Consider the following 14,882-nt stretch of genomic DNA (forward strand, 5'->3'; position numbering starts at 1 on the left):
GAAGTTACTTACATCGATTAATTAAACCAGCTGTCCGATTTGTTCTCTTCTGCTTTGCCCACGCTTTTCATCAGATCTCGACCGCCCTCAGTCATATTCCTGTTTGCGTCAGCTTCAGATTGCACCACATCGGTTTGCGCAGCTTTGTGCTTCAGTTCCTGATCGATAAATTCGTTTTCTCGCTTAACGCGGGCTTCTTCTTTCGCCAGCGCCAGTTTTTGTTTCTGAATCTCTAAGCTGCGTAGCTCATCTTGATAACTTTGATCGCGTTTTTTGTCCGCAGAGGCTTCGGCGTCCAGTTTATCCTGACGAGCTTTCTTATTTGCCGCTGCCGTTGTCGCTCTTTTGTTAGCGGCGGCCTGGGCGTTTGCGCGACGTTGCTTCTCTTGCTGGATTTCCCTGTTGCGCTCCGCGACCCATTCGTCATGCTGCCTTTGCTCTTCATTTTTACCTTGCTGTTCCGCTTCTGCGACAGCAGAGAGTTGATCCTGCAATGATGAGGCGATAGCCGGATAGCTTAAGGAAGCTAAGATGGCGCAAAGAAAAACTTTCTTCATGACTCCTCCTGATTATTAGCTCTTTTCAGGACATTTGGTATTTGGCTGAATACGCGTTTCGTTATACGTCGTGGTAATAACAACGGCTAAACCTGTCGTAAACTGGCACTCTTTACCCACCTGGGTGGAGGTATACACTTTGGTGCCTTCCTTATACGTTAGAGAAACACCTTCCACTAAGGTTTTATCATTCACCATAGAACCCGCTGCCGCGCCAACAGCTCCGCCGCCAACTGCACCTGCCGTCGTTCCGGAATTGCTGCCAGACCCGACGTTGTGGCCAATAACACCGCCAGCGACTGCACCAATAAGCGCGCCGAAGGCTTGTGCGTTTCGTTTATTTTGGGAGTTGTCTACGGCAACTTTTGCGGGAAGAATGGAAATAATATTAACGGTTTTAGTTTCTTGTTTGGTATTCAGTTGATCGGTTTGATAAACATCGGCGGCATGATCATCAGCATTTGACTGGCATCCTGCCAGAGTGAATGACGCTAACATTACCACAGGCAGAAGACATTTTTTAAATTTCATCACTATTCCTTGTTATACACATTACGAAAAATAAGACATTTAAGATCATCAAAAGAGGAAAGTAAATGTATTGCGTATTAAGGAATAGATTAAATTTATTAAAATTCATGTGGAAAATAATTTATAAAAATACATCATTAAAACATATGTATTAATTTTATATTTATTTCGCAGCCAAACAGGATAAACATCAGTCAGGACAAAGACGTAAAATTTAAGATGAAAGAATATCTGCCGCTTTGATAATCCCAAAGAGCAAAAGCATCCGACAGCGAGGTGCCGTTATGTTCTGTGAAAGTGGAGAAGGTAACCGCTAACGTTGTACCGGTGATTCGACGGAGAGTGTGGATTGCTGAGCTTCTTTTTTGCTCTGATGGTGCTGCCATGCACCGACGGACGAGTAGATAAAACGGCCAAAGAAGAAGATAAAGCTGATGAGCAGTACGATACGGGTCATGCGACTGTTAAATCGGTGTCGTTTTCGCATACTGGTTGCCTGACTCACAAAAGGTTCCTTGAAGTATGTCCCACGCTGTGGACGGTACTTACATTAAGGCACAACAGGACAAAATGGTCAATTCTTCGTTATGTAAAAAAGCGTCAGTGGATACATATTTTAATGTTATGGAAGTTAATTTAATTATTTACAATGATGATGTAATAATGATGAATTAACATGATAAACGTAATAATTCATTAATCAGGGTTATTTTGTTTGATATATATCAATTGGAACTTTCATATGACACTTAGAATCAATGCTCTCTATAGTGATGAATAATCATCATTCGAAGTCAGGTGGGATGCCTGTCTGAATACACCTCCTTCAGGATGTGGGGGATTCTGCTGAGCATCTATGAAACTGAATGCAACTTATATAAAAATACGTGATAAATGGTGGGGGCTTCCGCTGTTCCTGCCTTCTTTAATCTTGCCCATTTTCGCCCACATTAATACTTTCGCGCATATTTCTTCCGGTGAGGTTTTTCTCTTTTATCTGCCTCTGGCTCTGATGATCAGCATGATGATGTTTTTCAGCTGGGCGGCATTGCCAGGGATCGCCTTAGGGATTTTTGTCCGCAAATATGCAGAGCTGGGTTTTTACGAAACGCTCTCATTAACGGCTAATTTTATTATCATTATCATTCTCTGTTGGGGCGGTTACAGGGTCTTTACTCCCCGGCGTAACAACGTTTCACATGGTGATACCCGTTTAATTTCCCAGCGTATATTCTGGCAGATTGTGTTTCCTGCAACGCTGTTTCTGATACTTTTCCAGTTTGCTGCGTTTGTAGGATTACTGGCGAGCAGAGAAAATCTGGTCGGCGTCATGCCTTTTAACCTCGGGACCTTAATCAATTATCAGGCCTTACTGGTGGGCAATCTGATTGGTGTCCCGCTGTGCTACTTCATCATTCGTGCAGTGCGAAATCCGTTTTATTTACGTAGTTATTATTCGCAATTAAAACAGCAGGTTGATGTAAAAGTCACCAAAAAAGAGTTCGCACTCTGGCTACTGGCATTAGGTGCTTTACTGCTGCTGTTATGCATGCCGTTAAATGAAAAAAGCACAATTTTTAGCACCAACTATACCTTGTCATTATTGCTGCCCCTGATGATGTGGGGAGCGATGCGCTATGGTTATAAGCTAATTTCGCTGCTCTGGGCGGTCGTGTTGATGATCAGCATCCACAGCTATCAAAATTACATTCCCATTTATCCTGGCTATACCACGCAGCTGACCATAACCTCCTCCAGTTATCTGGTATTCTCTTTTATTGTCAATTATATGGCTGTACTGGCAACCCGTCAGAGAGCGGTAGCCAGACGCATTCAGCGGCTTGCGTATGTGGACCCGGTGGTTCATCTGCCAAATGTTCGCGCCCTGAATCGCGCGTTGCGTGATGCCCCCTGGTCTGCGCTTTGTTATTTACGCATCCCTGGCATGGAAATGCTGGTTAAGAACTATGGCATCATGCTGCGGATTCAATACAAGCAAAAACTTTCTCACTGGCTGTCACCCTTGCTGGAACCGGGTGAGGATGTTTATCAGCTTTCGGGTAACGATCTCGCGCTGCGACTGAATACAGAATCGCACCAGGAGCGCATTACCGCACTGGATAGCCATCTCAAGCAATTTCGTTTCTTTTGGGATGGAATGCCGATGCAACCGCAGATTGGCGTCAGTTACTGCTATGTGCGCTCGCCAGTGAATCATATCTACCTGCTGCTGGGAGAGCTAAATACGGTCGCCGAGCTTTCCATCGTGACCAACGCCCCTGAAAATATGCAGCGTCGCGGGGCAATGTATTTGCAACGCGAATTGAAAGATAAAGTCGCGATGATGAATCGGCTACAGCAGGCGCTGGAACACAACCATTTTTTCCTGATGGCCCAGCCGATTACCGGTATGCGTGGCGATGTCTACCATGAAATTCTTCTGCGTATGAAAGGTGAGAATGATGAACTGATCAGCCCCGACAGCTTCTTGCCGGTCGCGCACGAATTTGGTTTATCGTCGAGTATCGACATGTGGGTCATTGAACATACGCTGCAATTTATGGCTGAAAACAGAGCGAAGATGCCCGCTCACCGTTTTGCCATTAATCTGTCGCCAACCTCGGTATGTCAGGCTCGTTTTCCCGTTGAAGTCAGTCAGCTGCTGGCTAAATATCAGATTGAAGCGTGGCAACTTATTTTTGAAGTCACCGAAAGTAATGCTCTGACCAATGTTAAGCAGGCGCAAATCACCTTGCAGCATCTTCAGGAATTAGGCTGCCAGATTGCGATTGATGATTTCGGCACCGGCTACGCCAGCTATGCGCGGCTTAAAAATGTGAATGCCGATCTGCTTAAAATTGACGGCAGTTTTATCCGCAATATTGTGTCAAATAGTCTGGATTATCAGATAGTGGCGTCGATTTGCCACCTGGCGCGAATGAAGAAAATGCGGGTAGTGGCAGAGTACGTTGAAAACGAAGAGATCCGCGAGGCGGTGCTCTCTTTGGGGATCGATTATATGCAGGGTTATCTTATTGGTAAGCCGCAACCGTTAATTGATACGCTGAATGAAATCGAACCCATTCGCGAAAGTGCCTGAATAATGCGGGCCGACATTTCTTGTCGGCCCGCAAAGCATTAAGCGGCGATTTCTGGTGTACTTTCTTCTTCAATTTTCAACCGCCAGCCAGCCACGCCTTCCCAGTATTCTTGCTCCTTTTCCAGATCAAGCAGTACCAGCGCATTCTGACTAAACCAGTCATGCGGAAAACGCAGTGTCCAGTGACTGTCATCGGTAATCAGCGTCAATGTTGGCGGTGTGGTGGTTGCCTGACGTTGATTATTGAGTAATACGCCAAGGCGCAATAGCTGAATCAGTGGCAGGAACTGTTTCTTCTTAAACAAGGTAAAGCGCGGCAGATCGTCGAGCTTAATCGCTTTACGGTGATAGCGCACCAGCGTCGCCATCATCAACTGCTGTTCCTGATTAAAACCCGGCAAGTCGCTGTTTTGCAGAATATAAGCGGAGTGGCGATGCAAACCGCTGTGGTTGATATTCAACCCGACCTCATGCAGCATGGCGGCCCATCGCAGTAGCGCCTCCAGTTGCGGATGCGCCAGCTTCGGTTGCTGTTCCCGCCACTGTTCGTACATTTGCATAGTGGTATCCAGCACCCGTCGGGCCTGTTCACTGTCGATGTGATACTGGTTGGCGAGGCTGCTGGCGGTGCGACTACGCACATCCTGATGACGGAAACGTCCTTCCATTTCATACAGTACGCCTTCGCGTAACGCCCCGTCAGAAAGGCGCAGTTCACGGATGGCTAAAGCATCAAACACACCGCATAAAATCGCCAGTCCAGGAACGAAGACTGTTTTCCGCTCTTCGGAAAGACCCGGTAAACTCAGCGATGCGAAATTACGGTGACGTAAAACTTCTTTTACCAGTTTTTCCAGACGTTCCGGGGTAATTATCCCGTCTTTCTCGCCCATTTCCATTAACACTTCATGGGCGGCTTTTATGGTACCGGAAGCGCCCATTGCCACGTTCCAGCCCTGAATACGGAATTGCCAGGTTAAAGTTTCCAGTTTTTGTGCTGCCGCCATACGAGCGCGCTGAAAATTCTCTTTATTGATGACCCCGCCAGGGAAGTAAAGCTGGGCAAAGCTGACACAACCCATCCGGCGGCTTTCAACGAGAATCGGTTCGAAATTTTCACCAATTACCAGTTCCGTAGATCCGCCGCCAATATCAATAACCAGTTTGCGACCTTTCTCCGGTTGGGTATGTTCCACGCCCATAAAAATCAGACGGGCTTCTTCATTACCGGAAATAATTTCAATCGGGTAGGGAATGACCTTTTCCGCGCGTTTCAGAAAGTCAGTGGCGTTCAGCGCCTGACGCAGTGTATGGGTGCCAACTATACAGACGCTGGCAGGAGAAAACCCTTGCAGCCGTTCGGCAAACAGCGACAGACAGTTTAAACCGCGCGTCATTGCCTCTTCACTCAACATATTATCTGGCCCCAGGCCGTCCGCCAGATGCACCCGCTGTTTCAGGCGGCCAATAATCTGCATGGCACCATCTACCACACGGGCAATGACCATGTGAAAACTGTTTGAACCAAGATCGACCGCAGCAAACTCCTGCGGACGAGGGGATTTATCGTGTATTGGCATAGGGTTATTCAGGTTGTTCGAGTGATTTGATGTAGTCGTAAATCGCCAACTGCGCCCGTACTTTGCGGCGATTGCCGCGGGGAACGTAGCGATTACTGAGTTCTTTATCGATATAACGTGCTTTGACCGTATCGCTGAACAATATGTCGATGATGTCCAGCACCCGCTGCTTCAGGCGCGGATCGAGCAGCGGTGTCGCCACTTCAATACGATAATCAATATTGCGCGTCATCCAGTCGGCGGAAGAAAGGTAGACCTTTTTATCGCCGCCATTTTCAAAAATATAAACCCGGTCATGTTCAAGGTAACGGTCAACAATACTGATGGCACGAATGTTGTCGCTAATGCCTTCCAGATTGGGGATCAGCGAACACATGCCGCGAACCAGCAGATTAACCGGTACGCCGGAGCTGGAGGCCGCATACAGACGATCAACCAGGCCTTTATCGACAAGGTTATTTAGCTTCAGGGTGATACCGCTGGGCAGCCCTTGCTGCGCGTTGGCGATTTCGCGGTCCACCATTTCATACAACAGGCGGCGGGAGTTTTGCGGCGACACCATTAAATAATCAAATGTCACCGGGCGGTATGGGTTTTCAATAAAGTTGAACACCCGCCGTACTTCGTTGGTGATGCGCGCATCGGCGGTCAGCAACGAATAGTCAGTATAAAGACGCGCGGTTTTTTCGTTAAAGTTCCCGGTCCCGATGTGTGCGTAACGCACCACTTCACCGTTTTCTTTACGTGAAATCAGGAACAGTTTGGCGTGAATTTTCAGCCCCGGCGCAGAGAAGATAACGTGCACGCCTGCTTCGGTCAGGCGCTTCGCCCAGTGAATGTTGGCTTCTTCGTCGAAACGCGCCTGTAACTCAACCACCACGGTGACTTTCTTACCGTTGTGTGCGGCGTGGATCATCGAGTCGATGATGCGTGAATCTTTCGCCACGCGGTAAATGTTAATTTTAATCGCCAGTACGCTCGGGTCGAACGAAGCCTGACGCAGCAGTTCCAGCACATGCTCAAAGGTATGATAAGGATAATAGAGCAACACATCGCGTTCGCGAATGGCATCAAAACCATTGCGGAACTGGGCTTTATCAAACCAAATGTGGCGTAAACGCGGCAGTGGTTTGTTCACCAGATTGGCTTTGCCGACATTGGGGAAATTAATAAAGTCTTTAAAATTATGATAACGACCGCCGGGGACGATGGAGTCGTAGCGGGAAATAGTCAGTTTTTCGCGTAACACTTCAACCAGCGCATTGGGCATATCGCGCTGATAAACAAAACGCACCGGCTCAGCAGTTAAACGCTGCTTGAGACTGGAAGACATCAACTCCATCAGGCTGGCTTCCATCTCATGCACTAAATCGTATTCGGCATCGCGGGTCATCTTCATTGAATAGGCATTCAGCGCGTCATAATCAAAGAAGCCTTTGAAAATATCATCAAGGCAGTAACGCAGAATGTTATCCAGAAGAATCATCGGCTTGCGTCGACGCGGCGCTTCTGGCGGTAAATTCACAAAGCGCGGCACTTTATCTGATGGGATCTCCAGCAGCGCGTAACGGATGGTATCGCCACGGATAATTTCCACCGCCAGATAGGTGTAATCATCTTTCAGGAACTGCACTAAATCAGTGTCAGGATTGATTAAAATCGGCGTAATGTGCTGACGCAGATACTGCTTAAAATAATGACGCAGCCAGTTTTGTTGATTGACGGAGAGCTGGCGTTCATTAATCAGGAAGATCTGGTTGCGCGCCATCTCCAGCAACAACTCGTTGTAGAGGCCGTCGAATTCCTGATCGGCTTTCAGCACCCGGGACTGAATTTTGCCCAGTAAATGGCGGGAATGAGAGTTGGAACCTTGTTCTTCGCTAATAATGATGCGTCGCTTCAGTTCAGCGAAGCGGACTTTATAGAACTCATCAAGGTTATTGGAATAGATCCCCAGGAAACGCATCCTTTCAATCAGCGGGTTAGATTTGTCCGCCGCTTCCTGAAGCACGCGTTCATTGAACGATAACCAACTGAGCTCTTTTTCGATGTATAGCTTTTCCTGACCCATTACCACTTTTACTCCGTTTTATTCACGGGACACTGCCTGGATATTATGGCGAGCAATATTGGCAGATGTCCAACTATGCCAGAAAAGGGGGAAAAAAACTGCTGGAGCTTGCGATTTACAGGTGAATTGAAAAACGCCAGCGGCAGAGCTGGCGCTTTAACTACGGGGCATTACTCGTCGGCAGCGTAGCCCTGCGGCGGCAGACGTTGACCATCCAGCCACGCGGCGTTTTCGTGCATTTTCAGACGACCATCGGCAAACCAGCTAATCACCAGTGGATAAATAGCGTGTTCCTGGGTTTGCACGCGGGCGGTGATGTCATCCTCCGTATCACCAGCAAATACCGGGACTTTCGCCTGTAAAATAACCGGGCCACCGTCCAGTTCATCGGTGACGAAATGCACCGATGTACCGTGCTCTTCATCGCCATTTTCCAGCGCCTGACGATGGGTGTGTAATCCGGGATATTTCGGCAGCAGAGAAGGGTGAATGTTCAGCAAACGCCCGGCATAGTGGGAGACAAACGCCGGGCTGAGAATGCGCATAAAACCAGCCAGCACAACCACATCGGGTGCGTACATGTCGATTTCATGAATCAACTCCCGGTCATAGGCTTCACGACTGTCAAACGCGCTGGCGATGAGCGTATGCGTTGCAATACCCGCCTGGCGGGCGCGTTCAAGGCCGAACGCGTCGGCCTTATTGCTGAAAACTGCCCGTGCGGTGCCTTTAATTTTGTTGGTTTTGCAGGCGTCAATAATTGCCTGCAAATTACTTCCGTTGCCGGAAATAAGCACCACAATATTCATTATTCGATAACCACGCGTTGTTCGGAATCAGAGGCTTTGATGATACCGATTTTCCACGCGTTTTCACCGTTGGCATTGAGCAGGGCGAGGGCTTTGTCCACTTCCGGAGCAGGCAGGGCAATAATCATCCCGACGCCGCAGTTGAAGGTGCGATACATTTCATGGCGCTCAACGTTACCTGCCGTTTGCAGCCAGTTGAACACTTCCGGCCACTGCCAGGATGATTCATCAATCACTGCCTGAGTATTATCTGGCAATACGCGCGGAATGTTTTCCCAGAAGCCGCCGCCGGTCAGGTGCGCAATAGCATGCACATCGACCTTTTCAATCAACTCCAGCACGGACTTCACGTAAATGCGGGTCGGTGCCAGCAGATGATCGGCTAATGGCTTACCATCAAGTTCGGTGGTTTGCGGATCACAACCGCTGACTTCAAGAATTTTGCGCACCAGCGAATAGCCGTTCGAGTGCGGACCGCTGGAGCCGAGTGCAATCAGCACATCGCCATCGCTGACTTTAGAGCCGTCGATGATTTCTGATTTTTCTACCACGCCAACGCAGAAACCAGCGACATCGTAATCTTCACCGTGATACATCCCCGGCATTTCTGCCGTTTCGCCACCCACCAGTGAACAGCCCGATTGCAGACAACCTTCCGCAATGCCACTGATCACCGCTGAAGCGGTATCCACATCCAGTTTTCCGGTTGCGTAATAGTCGAGGAAAAACAGCGGTTCCGCACCTTGCACCACCAGGTCATTAACGCACATGGCGACCAGATCAATACCAATGGTGTCGTGACGTTTTAAGTCCATCGCCAGACGCAGCTTGGTACCTACGCCGTCAGTGCCGGAAACCAGCACGGGTTCACGATATTTTTGCGGCAATGCACACAGCGCACCGAAGCCGCCCAGACCGCCCATCACTTCCGGACGACGCGTTTTCTTCACTACGCCTTTGATTCTTCCAACCAGAGCATTACCCGCGTCAATATCAACACCGGCATCTTTGTAGCTAAGAGAGGTTTTATCGGTCACTGCTTGGGTCCCCACGCGTTACTTGCGGTAGAAAAATAAAATTCGGCGCAATTCTAACAGGGAAAGCAAACGTTTGCGAGACTGCTTTACACAACCTTTTTGTACGTCTTTTCCCCAGGCGCGCGGCAAAACAATACTTGTACCAGGGCAAAGGATCGTTTTCGGATGGAATAATCTTCTTCCATAACCATTTGAATATAAAATAACTTTATCTCAAACCGTTATCATTTTGACTAAAGTCAACGAAAATAATATTGCCGCCTTGAAGAAAGGAGGTATAATCCGTCGATTTTTTTTGTGGCTGCCCCTCAAAGGAGAAAGAGTATGAAGATCGTGGAAGTCAAACACCCACTCGTCAAACACAAGCTGGGACTGATGCGTGAGCAAGATATCAGCACCAAGCGCTTTCGCGAACTCGCTTCCGAAGTGGGTAGCCTGCTGACTTACGAAGCGACCGCCGACCTCGAAACGGAAAAAGTAACTATCGAAGGCTGGAACGGCCCGGTAGAAATCGACCAGATCAAAGGTAAGAAAATTACCGTTGTGCCAATTCTGCGTGCGGGTCTGGGGATGATGGACGGTGTGCTGGAAAACGTTCCGAGCGCGCGCATCAGCGTCGTCGGTATGTACCGTAATGAAGAAACGCTGGAGCCGGTACCGTACTTCCAGAAACTGGTTTCTAACATCGATGAGCGTATGGCGCTGATCGTTGACCCAATGCTGGCAACCGGTGGTTCCGTTATCGCGACCATCGACCTGCTGAAAAAAGCGGGCTGCAGCAGCATCAAAGTTCTGGTGCTGGTCGCTGCGCCAGAAGGTATCGCAGCGCTGGAAAAAGCGCACCCGGACGTCGAACTGTATACTGCATCGATTGACCAGGGACTGAACGAGCACGGATACATTATTCCGGGCCTCGGCGATGCCGGTGACAAAATCTTTGGTACGAAATAAAGAATAAAAATAATTAAAGCCGACTTTAAGAGTCGGCTTTTTTTTGAGTAAAGCGCCTATAACACATAATACAGAGGATAATACTATGACGCGCCGTGCTATCGGGGTGAGTGAAAGACCGCCACTTTTACAGACAATCCCGCTTAGTTTGCAACATTTGTTCGCCATGTTTGGTGCAACCGTCCTGGTGCCCGTCTTATTTCATATTAACCCGGCGACTGTACTGTTATTTAACGGTATAGGAACACTGCTGTATCTCTTCATCTGTAAAGGGAAAATTCCGGCTTATCTTGGTTCCAGCTTTGCCTTTATTTCACCGGTATTGTTACTGTTGCCGTTAGGGTATGAAGTCGCGCTGGGCGGCTTTATTATGTGCGGCGTGCTGTTCTGCCTGGTTTCTTTTATCGTGAAGAAAGCGGGGACCGGCTGGCTGGACGTGCTGTTTCCACCTGCGGCAATGGGCGCAATCGTTGCCGTCATCGGTCTGGAGCTGGCGGGCGTAGCTGCCGGTATGGCAGGTTTACTCCCGGCTGAAGGGCAAACGCCAGACTCCAAAACCATCATCATCTCCATTACCACCCTGGCAGTCACGGTTTTAGGTTCCGTGCTGTTTCGTGGTTTCCTGGCAATTATCCCGATTTTAATTGGCGTGCTGGTGGGTTACGCGCTCTCTTTCGCAATGGGAATTGTCGATACCACGCCGATTATTAATGCTCACTGGTTTGCGCTGCCAACCCTCTATACGCCGCGCTTCGAGTGGTTTGCCATTCTGACTATTCTGCCAGCGGCGTTAGTGGTTATTGCCGAACACGTAGGGCACCTGGTGGTAACGGCTAATATCGTCAAAAAAGATCTGCTGCGCGATCCAGGTCTGCACCGTTCGATGTTTGCTAACGGCTTGTCGACCGTGATCTCCGGCTTCTTTGGCTCCACGCCAAACACCACCTACGGGGAAAACATTGGCGTGATGGCGATCACCCGTGTTTACAGTACCTGGGTTATCGGCGGGGCGGCGATTTTCGCTATCCTGCTTTCCTGCGTCGGTAAACTGGCTGCTGCTATCCAGATGATCCCATTGCCGGTGATGGGCGGCGTTTCGCTGCTGCTTTATGGTGTCATCGGTGCTTCCGGTATTCGTGTTTTGATCGAATCGAAAGTGGATTACAACAAAGCACAGAACCTGATCCTGACTTCCGTGATTTTGATCATCGGTGTCAGTGGCGCGAAGGTAAACATCGGCGCGGCGGAGCTGAAAGGTATGGCGCTGGCGACCATCGTCGGTATCGGCTTAAGTTTGATCTTCAAAATGATTAGTGTGCTGCGCCCTGAAGAAGTGGTGCTGGACGCAGAAGACGCGGATATAACAGACAAATAATGTACCGACCGGGCAGTGTTGCTGCCCGGTTCAAACATCATGGGATTCTGTGGTAAACTTCTCGCGATTTTGTGAAATCCTGGTTGAGGTATCTCTGAACACACCGGCACAGCTCTCTTTGCCACTTTATCTTCCTGACGACGAAACCTTTGCAAGTTTCTGGCCGGGGGATAACTCCTCTTTACTGGCCGCGCTGCAAAACGTGCTGCGTCAGGAACATAGCGGTTACATCTATCTCTGGGCACGCGAAGGCGCGGGGCGCAGCCATCTGCTGCACGCGGCTTGCGCGGAATTGTCGCAGCGTGGCGATGCGGTGGGCTATGTCCCGCTGGATAAACGCACCTGGTTTGTTCCGGAAGTGCTCGACGGTATGGAGCATTTGTCGCTGGTCTGTATCGACAACATTGAGTGTATTGCAGGCGATGAGTTGTGGGAGATGGCGATTTTCGATCTCTACAATCGAATTCTGGAATCGGGCAAAACACGGTTGTTAATCACCGGCGATCGTCCACCGCGGCAGTTGAATCTGGGATTACCGGATCTCGCGTCGCGTCTCGACTGGGGGCAGATCTACAAATTGCAGCCACTTTCTGATGAAGATAAGTTGCAGGCGCTACAGTTACGCGCGCGTTTGCGTGGTTTTGAACTGCCGGAAGATGTGGGGCGTTTCTTGTTGAAGCGGCTCGACAGAGAGATGCGCACGTTATTTATGACGTTGGATCAGTTGGATCGTGCGTCGATTACCGCGCAACGTAAGCTGACCATTCCGTTTGTGAAAGAAATTCTGAAACTGTAGACAAGACGTTTATTGTCGGATGCGCACCCATAGTATTCGTCGGCCGGATAAGACGCGGCAAGCGTCGCATCCGGCAATGTGCTTCAACTAGCGATGGAGCACTTCTTAACCCACGATTTCCAGCACCTGCTCCGGTGGACGACCAATTCGCGCTTTGCCATTCGCGACCACAATCGGGCGCTCCATTAGCTTCGGATTATCCACCATTGCCTGAATCAGCGCCTCTTCGCTAAGCGAACTGTCAGCCAGGTTCAGTTCTTTATAAAGATCCTCTTTCTGGCGCATCAATTCACGAGCGCTATTCATCCCCAGCATTTTCAGCAAATCACGCAGCGTTGCCGCATCGGCGGGTGTCTCAAGGTAGAGCACCACTTCTGGCTCCACGCCGTTTTCTTTCAGCAGGTTTAGCGTTTCCCGGCTCTTTGAACAGCGTGGGTTATGGTAGATTTTTACCTGTTTGGTCATTGTTCTTCCTTTAATGCGAATTACATCTTGGTATAAGGCTTAAAGCGTTCCTGCAGCTGGCGCAACTGGTCGATGCGCGCATCGTAACGCGCTTGTTGCAGGCTGCCTAATTTCACCTGAGAACTGGCGCTACTCAACAAGGAAATGGCCTGATCGAGTCGCCCGGCGAGCGCATAACCTTCTGCTCGCGCAGCCAGTTCCTGATCGCGGTTATTTAGCGCGGCTTCCGCCTGTGCCAGTAAATCCCAGCCGTTGCTGTCATCTTTATTGTTAAAAGTGTAGCGATTCAGAATATTGGCCGCTTCTTGTGGTTGACCGCCTTGCAGATAAGCGTTCGCCAGGTTGAGCTGCAACACTGGATTGGTGCGCAAATCGCGGGCATTTTTCAGGCGATTGATAGCGTCATTGGCTTTGTTTTGCCCAAGATCGATATCGGTAGCCAGATCGAGATACCATGCGTTGCCAGGTTCTGCCGCCAGTAACGGTTGCAGCGTTTTACGCGCTTCGTCGTATTTATTGGCTTCCATCGCCTGTAAAGCACGACCATATTGCGCCGCTCGTTGCTGACGAACGTTTCCTTTCGCCCATTCATCCAGCAAATCACTGGTGAGCTGGTTACGTCCGGAATTATACATCCCCAGTGTGCGCGCTTTCGCCAGATAGAAATCTTCCGACGACTGCACCACCATCGGACGCATCTGATTAGCACGGTTGCGGGCATCTGCCAGACGACTTTCCGGCAACGGGTGAGTCAATAAAATTTCCGGCGGACGCGAGGAGTAACGCGCCTGATCGAGCAATTTTTCGAGGAAGGTCGGCATCGCCTGCGGATCGAATCCCGAGCGTTGCAGCACCTGAATACCAATGCGGTCCGCTTCCTGTTCATTTTGCTGGGTGAAACTGATCATCCCCTGGCGCGTTCCCGCCAGTGTACCGGTCAGCGCAGCCATCCCCGCCTGCGGACTGGCCATCGCCAGTAAAATAGAACCTAATGCGCCGACCCAGGTCAGCGGCGCGCTGCGCTGCTGATCTTCCATCGCTCGCGCCAGGTGACGTTGGGTGACGTGGGAGATTTCGTGCGCCATAACTGAAGCCAGTTGACTTTCGTTATCGGAATAACGGAACAGGGCAGAGTGCAGCACCACGTTGCCGCCAAAGAAAGCAAAGGCGTTAATTTCGTCGTTGTTGATCAGAAAGAAATGAAACGGTGTCTTAACCGAATTGGCATGCGAAACCAGACGCATACCCAGCGAATTAATATATTGCGTTAACAGCGGGTCATTAATTAACGGCGCGCTGCCGCGTAGCTGGCGGACATAATAGTCGCCCATCTGCATTTCCTGGCCAATGGAAAGCGTGCTTCCTGCGGAGGTTCCCATATCCGGCAAGGTGTCTGCGCTGTCGGCAAACGCCGGGGCTACCTGACCAATGGTCATAGCAGCAATGAGGGTTGCAACCAGGTTTTTTTTCAACTGCCTGAACATAACCTCTATCCTGTATTTCTGAAGATAGTCATTTGACCGATACTGTGAAATATCGTTCCCACCGCGCCGCCTTTGAGTGTAACGGCGAAGATTAGCCCACTCAAATGACTTTTCAGTTTCCTGAAT

14 protein-coding genes are annotated in these 14,882 nt (G+C 49.6%); 5 read left to right on the forward strand and 9 right to left on the reverse strand.

The annotated features are described in order from the left end of the window. Positions 1–17: 17 nt before the first annotated feature. The 3 genes from ACJHWK_RS12955 to ACJHWK_RS12965 all read right to left on the reverse strand — a co-directional run bounded on the left by ACJHWK_RS12955 (position 18) and on the right by ACJHWK_RS12965 (position 1,593). Positions 18–557: a DUF5384 family protein gene (locus ACJHWK_RS12955; protein WP_001521044.1), complete on the reverse strand. Its 540-nt coding sequence runs from the start codon at positions 555–557 to the stop codon at positions 18–20. A 15-nt stretch (positions 558–572) separates the two neighbouring features. Next, positions 573–1,091: a glycine zipper 2TM domain-containing protein gene (locus ACJHWK_RS12960; RefSeq protein WP_014639259.1), complete on the reverse strand. Its 519-nt coding sequence runs from the start codon at positions 1,089–1,091 to the stop codon at positions 573–575. A 310-nt stretch (positions 1,092–1,401) separates the two neighbouring features. Next, positions 1,402–1,593 (reverse strand): YfgG family protein, encoded by a 192-nt coding sequence (locus ACJHWK_RS12965; protein WP_000076001.1) that lies wholly within the window; start codon positions 1,591–1,593, stop codon positions 1,402–1,404. Between the two features lie 17 nt (positions 1,594–1,610). Between ACJHWK_RS12965 and ACJHWK_RS12970 the strand changes: the two genes are divergently transcribed. Both ACJHWK_RS12970 and pdeF read left to right on the forward strand, forming a co-directional pair. Further along, a complete protein-coding gene (locus ACJHWK_RS12970) occupies positions 1,611–1,763 on the forward strand; it encodes a hypothetical protein (RefSeq protein WP_000017552.1) in 153 nt (50 codons plus the stop codon). Between the two features lie 181 nt (positions 1,764–1,944). Continuing rightward, positions 1,945–4,188, forward strand: a complete 2,244-nt coding sequence (pdeF, locus tag ACJHWK_RS12975) for a cyclic-guanylate-specific phosphodiesterase PdeF (RefSeq protein WP_001521043.1) — start codon at positions 1,945–1,947, stop codon at positions 4,186–4,188. A 38-nt stretch (positions 4,189–4,226) separates the two neighbouring features. On the opposite strand, the gene ppx is transcribed toward pdeF, so the two are convergent. The 4 genes from ppx to purM form a co-directional block, all read right to left on the reverse strand. Then, a complete protein-coding gene (gene ppx, locus ACJHWK_RS12980; protein WP_001121363.1) occupies positions 4,227–5,768 on the reverse strand; it encodes an exopolyphosphatase in 1,542 nt (513 codons plus the stop codon). Positions 5,769–5,772: 4 nt separating this feature from the next. Next, positions 5,773–7,839, reverse strand: coding sequence for a polyphosphate kinase 1 (gene ppk1, locus ACJHWK_RS12985; RefSeq protein WP_000529576.1), 2,067 nt, complete (start codon positions 7,837–7,839; stop codon positions 5,773–5,775). Positions 7,840–8,009: 170 nt separating this feature from the next. Continuing rightward, a complete protein-coding gene (purN, locus tag ACJHWK_RS12990; RefSeq protein ID WP_020233339.1) occupies positions 8,010–8,648 on the reverse strand; it encodes a phosphoribosylglycinamide formyltransferase in 639 nt (212 codons plus the stop codon). After that, entirely contained in the window at positions 8,648–9,685 is a 1,038-nt protein-coding gene (gene purM / locus ACJHWK_RS12995; RefSeq protein WP_001295474.1) for a phosphoribosylformylglycinamidine cyclo-ligase, read from the reverse strand. The genes purN and purM overlap by 1 nt, the downstream gene beginning before the upstream one ends. A gap of 324 nt (positions 9,686–10,009) precedes the next feature. Between purM and upp the strand changes: the two genes are divergently transcribed. From upp to ACJHWK_RS13010, 3 genes are all read left to right on the forward strand, one after another. Continuing rightward, entirely contained in the window at positions 10,010–10,636 is a 627-nt protein-coding gene (gene upp, locus ACJHWK_RS13000) for a uracil phosphoribosyltransferase (protein ID WP_001295473.1), read from the forward strand. Between the two features lie 85 nt (positions 10,637–10,721). Continuing rightward, positions 10,722–12,011, forward strand: coding sequence for a uracil permease (gene uraA, locus ACJHWK_RS13005; RefSeq protein WP_001309646.1), 1,290 nt, complete (start codon positions 10,722–10,724; stop codon positions 12,009–12,011). A gap of 94 nt (positions 12,012–12,105) precedes the next feature. Further along, a complete protein-coding gene (locus ACJHWK_RS13010; RefSeq protein WP_001307333.1) occupies positions 12,106–12,807 on the forward strand; it encodes a DnaA inactivator Hda in 702 nt (233 codons plus the stop codon). Positions 12,808–12,912: 105 nt separating this feature from the next. Here ACJHWK_RS13010 and arsC read toward each other — a convergent pair whose 3' ends face one another. After that, entirely contained in the window at positions 12,913–13,272 is a 360-nt protein-coding gene (gene arsC / locus ACJHWK_RS13015; protein ID WP_000166449.1) for an arsenate reductase (glutaredoxin), read from the reverse strand. A 20-nt stretch (positions 13,273–13,292) separates the two neighbouring features. Next, the gene (gene bepA, locus ACJHWK_RS13020) at positions 13,293–14,756 is read right to left on the reverse strand and encodes a beta-barrel assembly-enhancing protease (RefSeq protein ID WP_000489665.1); all 1,464 of its coding nucleotides are present in this window, start codon (positions 14,754–14,756) and stop codon (positions 13,293–13,295) included. Between the last annotated feature and the right edge of the window lie 126 nt (positions 14,757–14,882).

The sequence above is a fragment of the Escherichia sp. WS547 genome, from assembly GCF_046486065.1.
In the GTDB taxonomy this organism is placed as follows: domain Bacteria; phylum Pseudomonadota; class Gammaproteobacteria; order Enterobacterales; family Enterobacteriaceae; genus Escherichia; species Escherichia coli.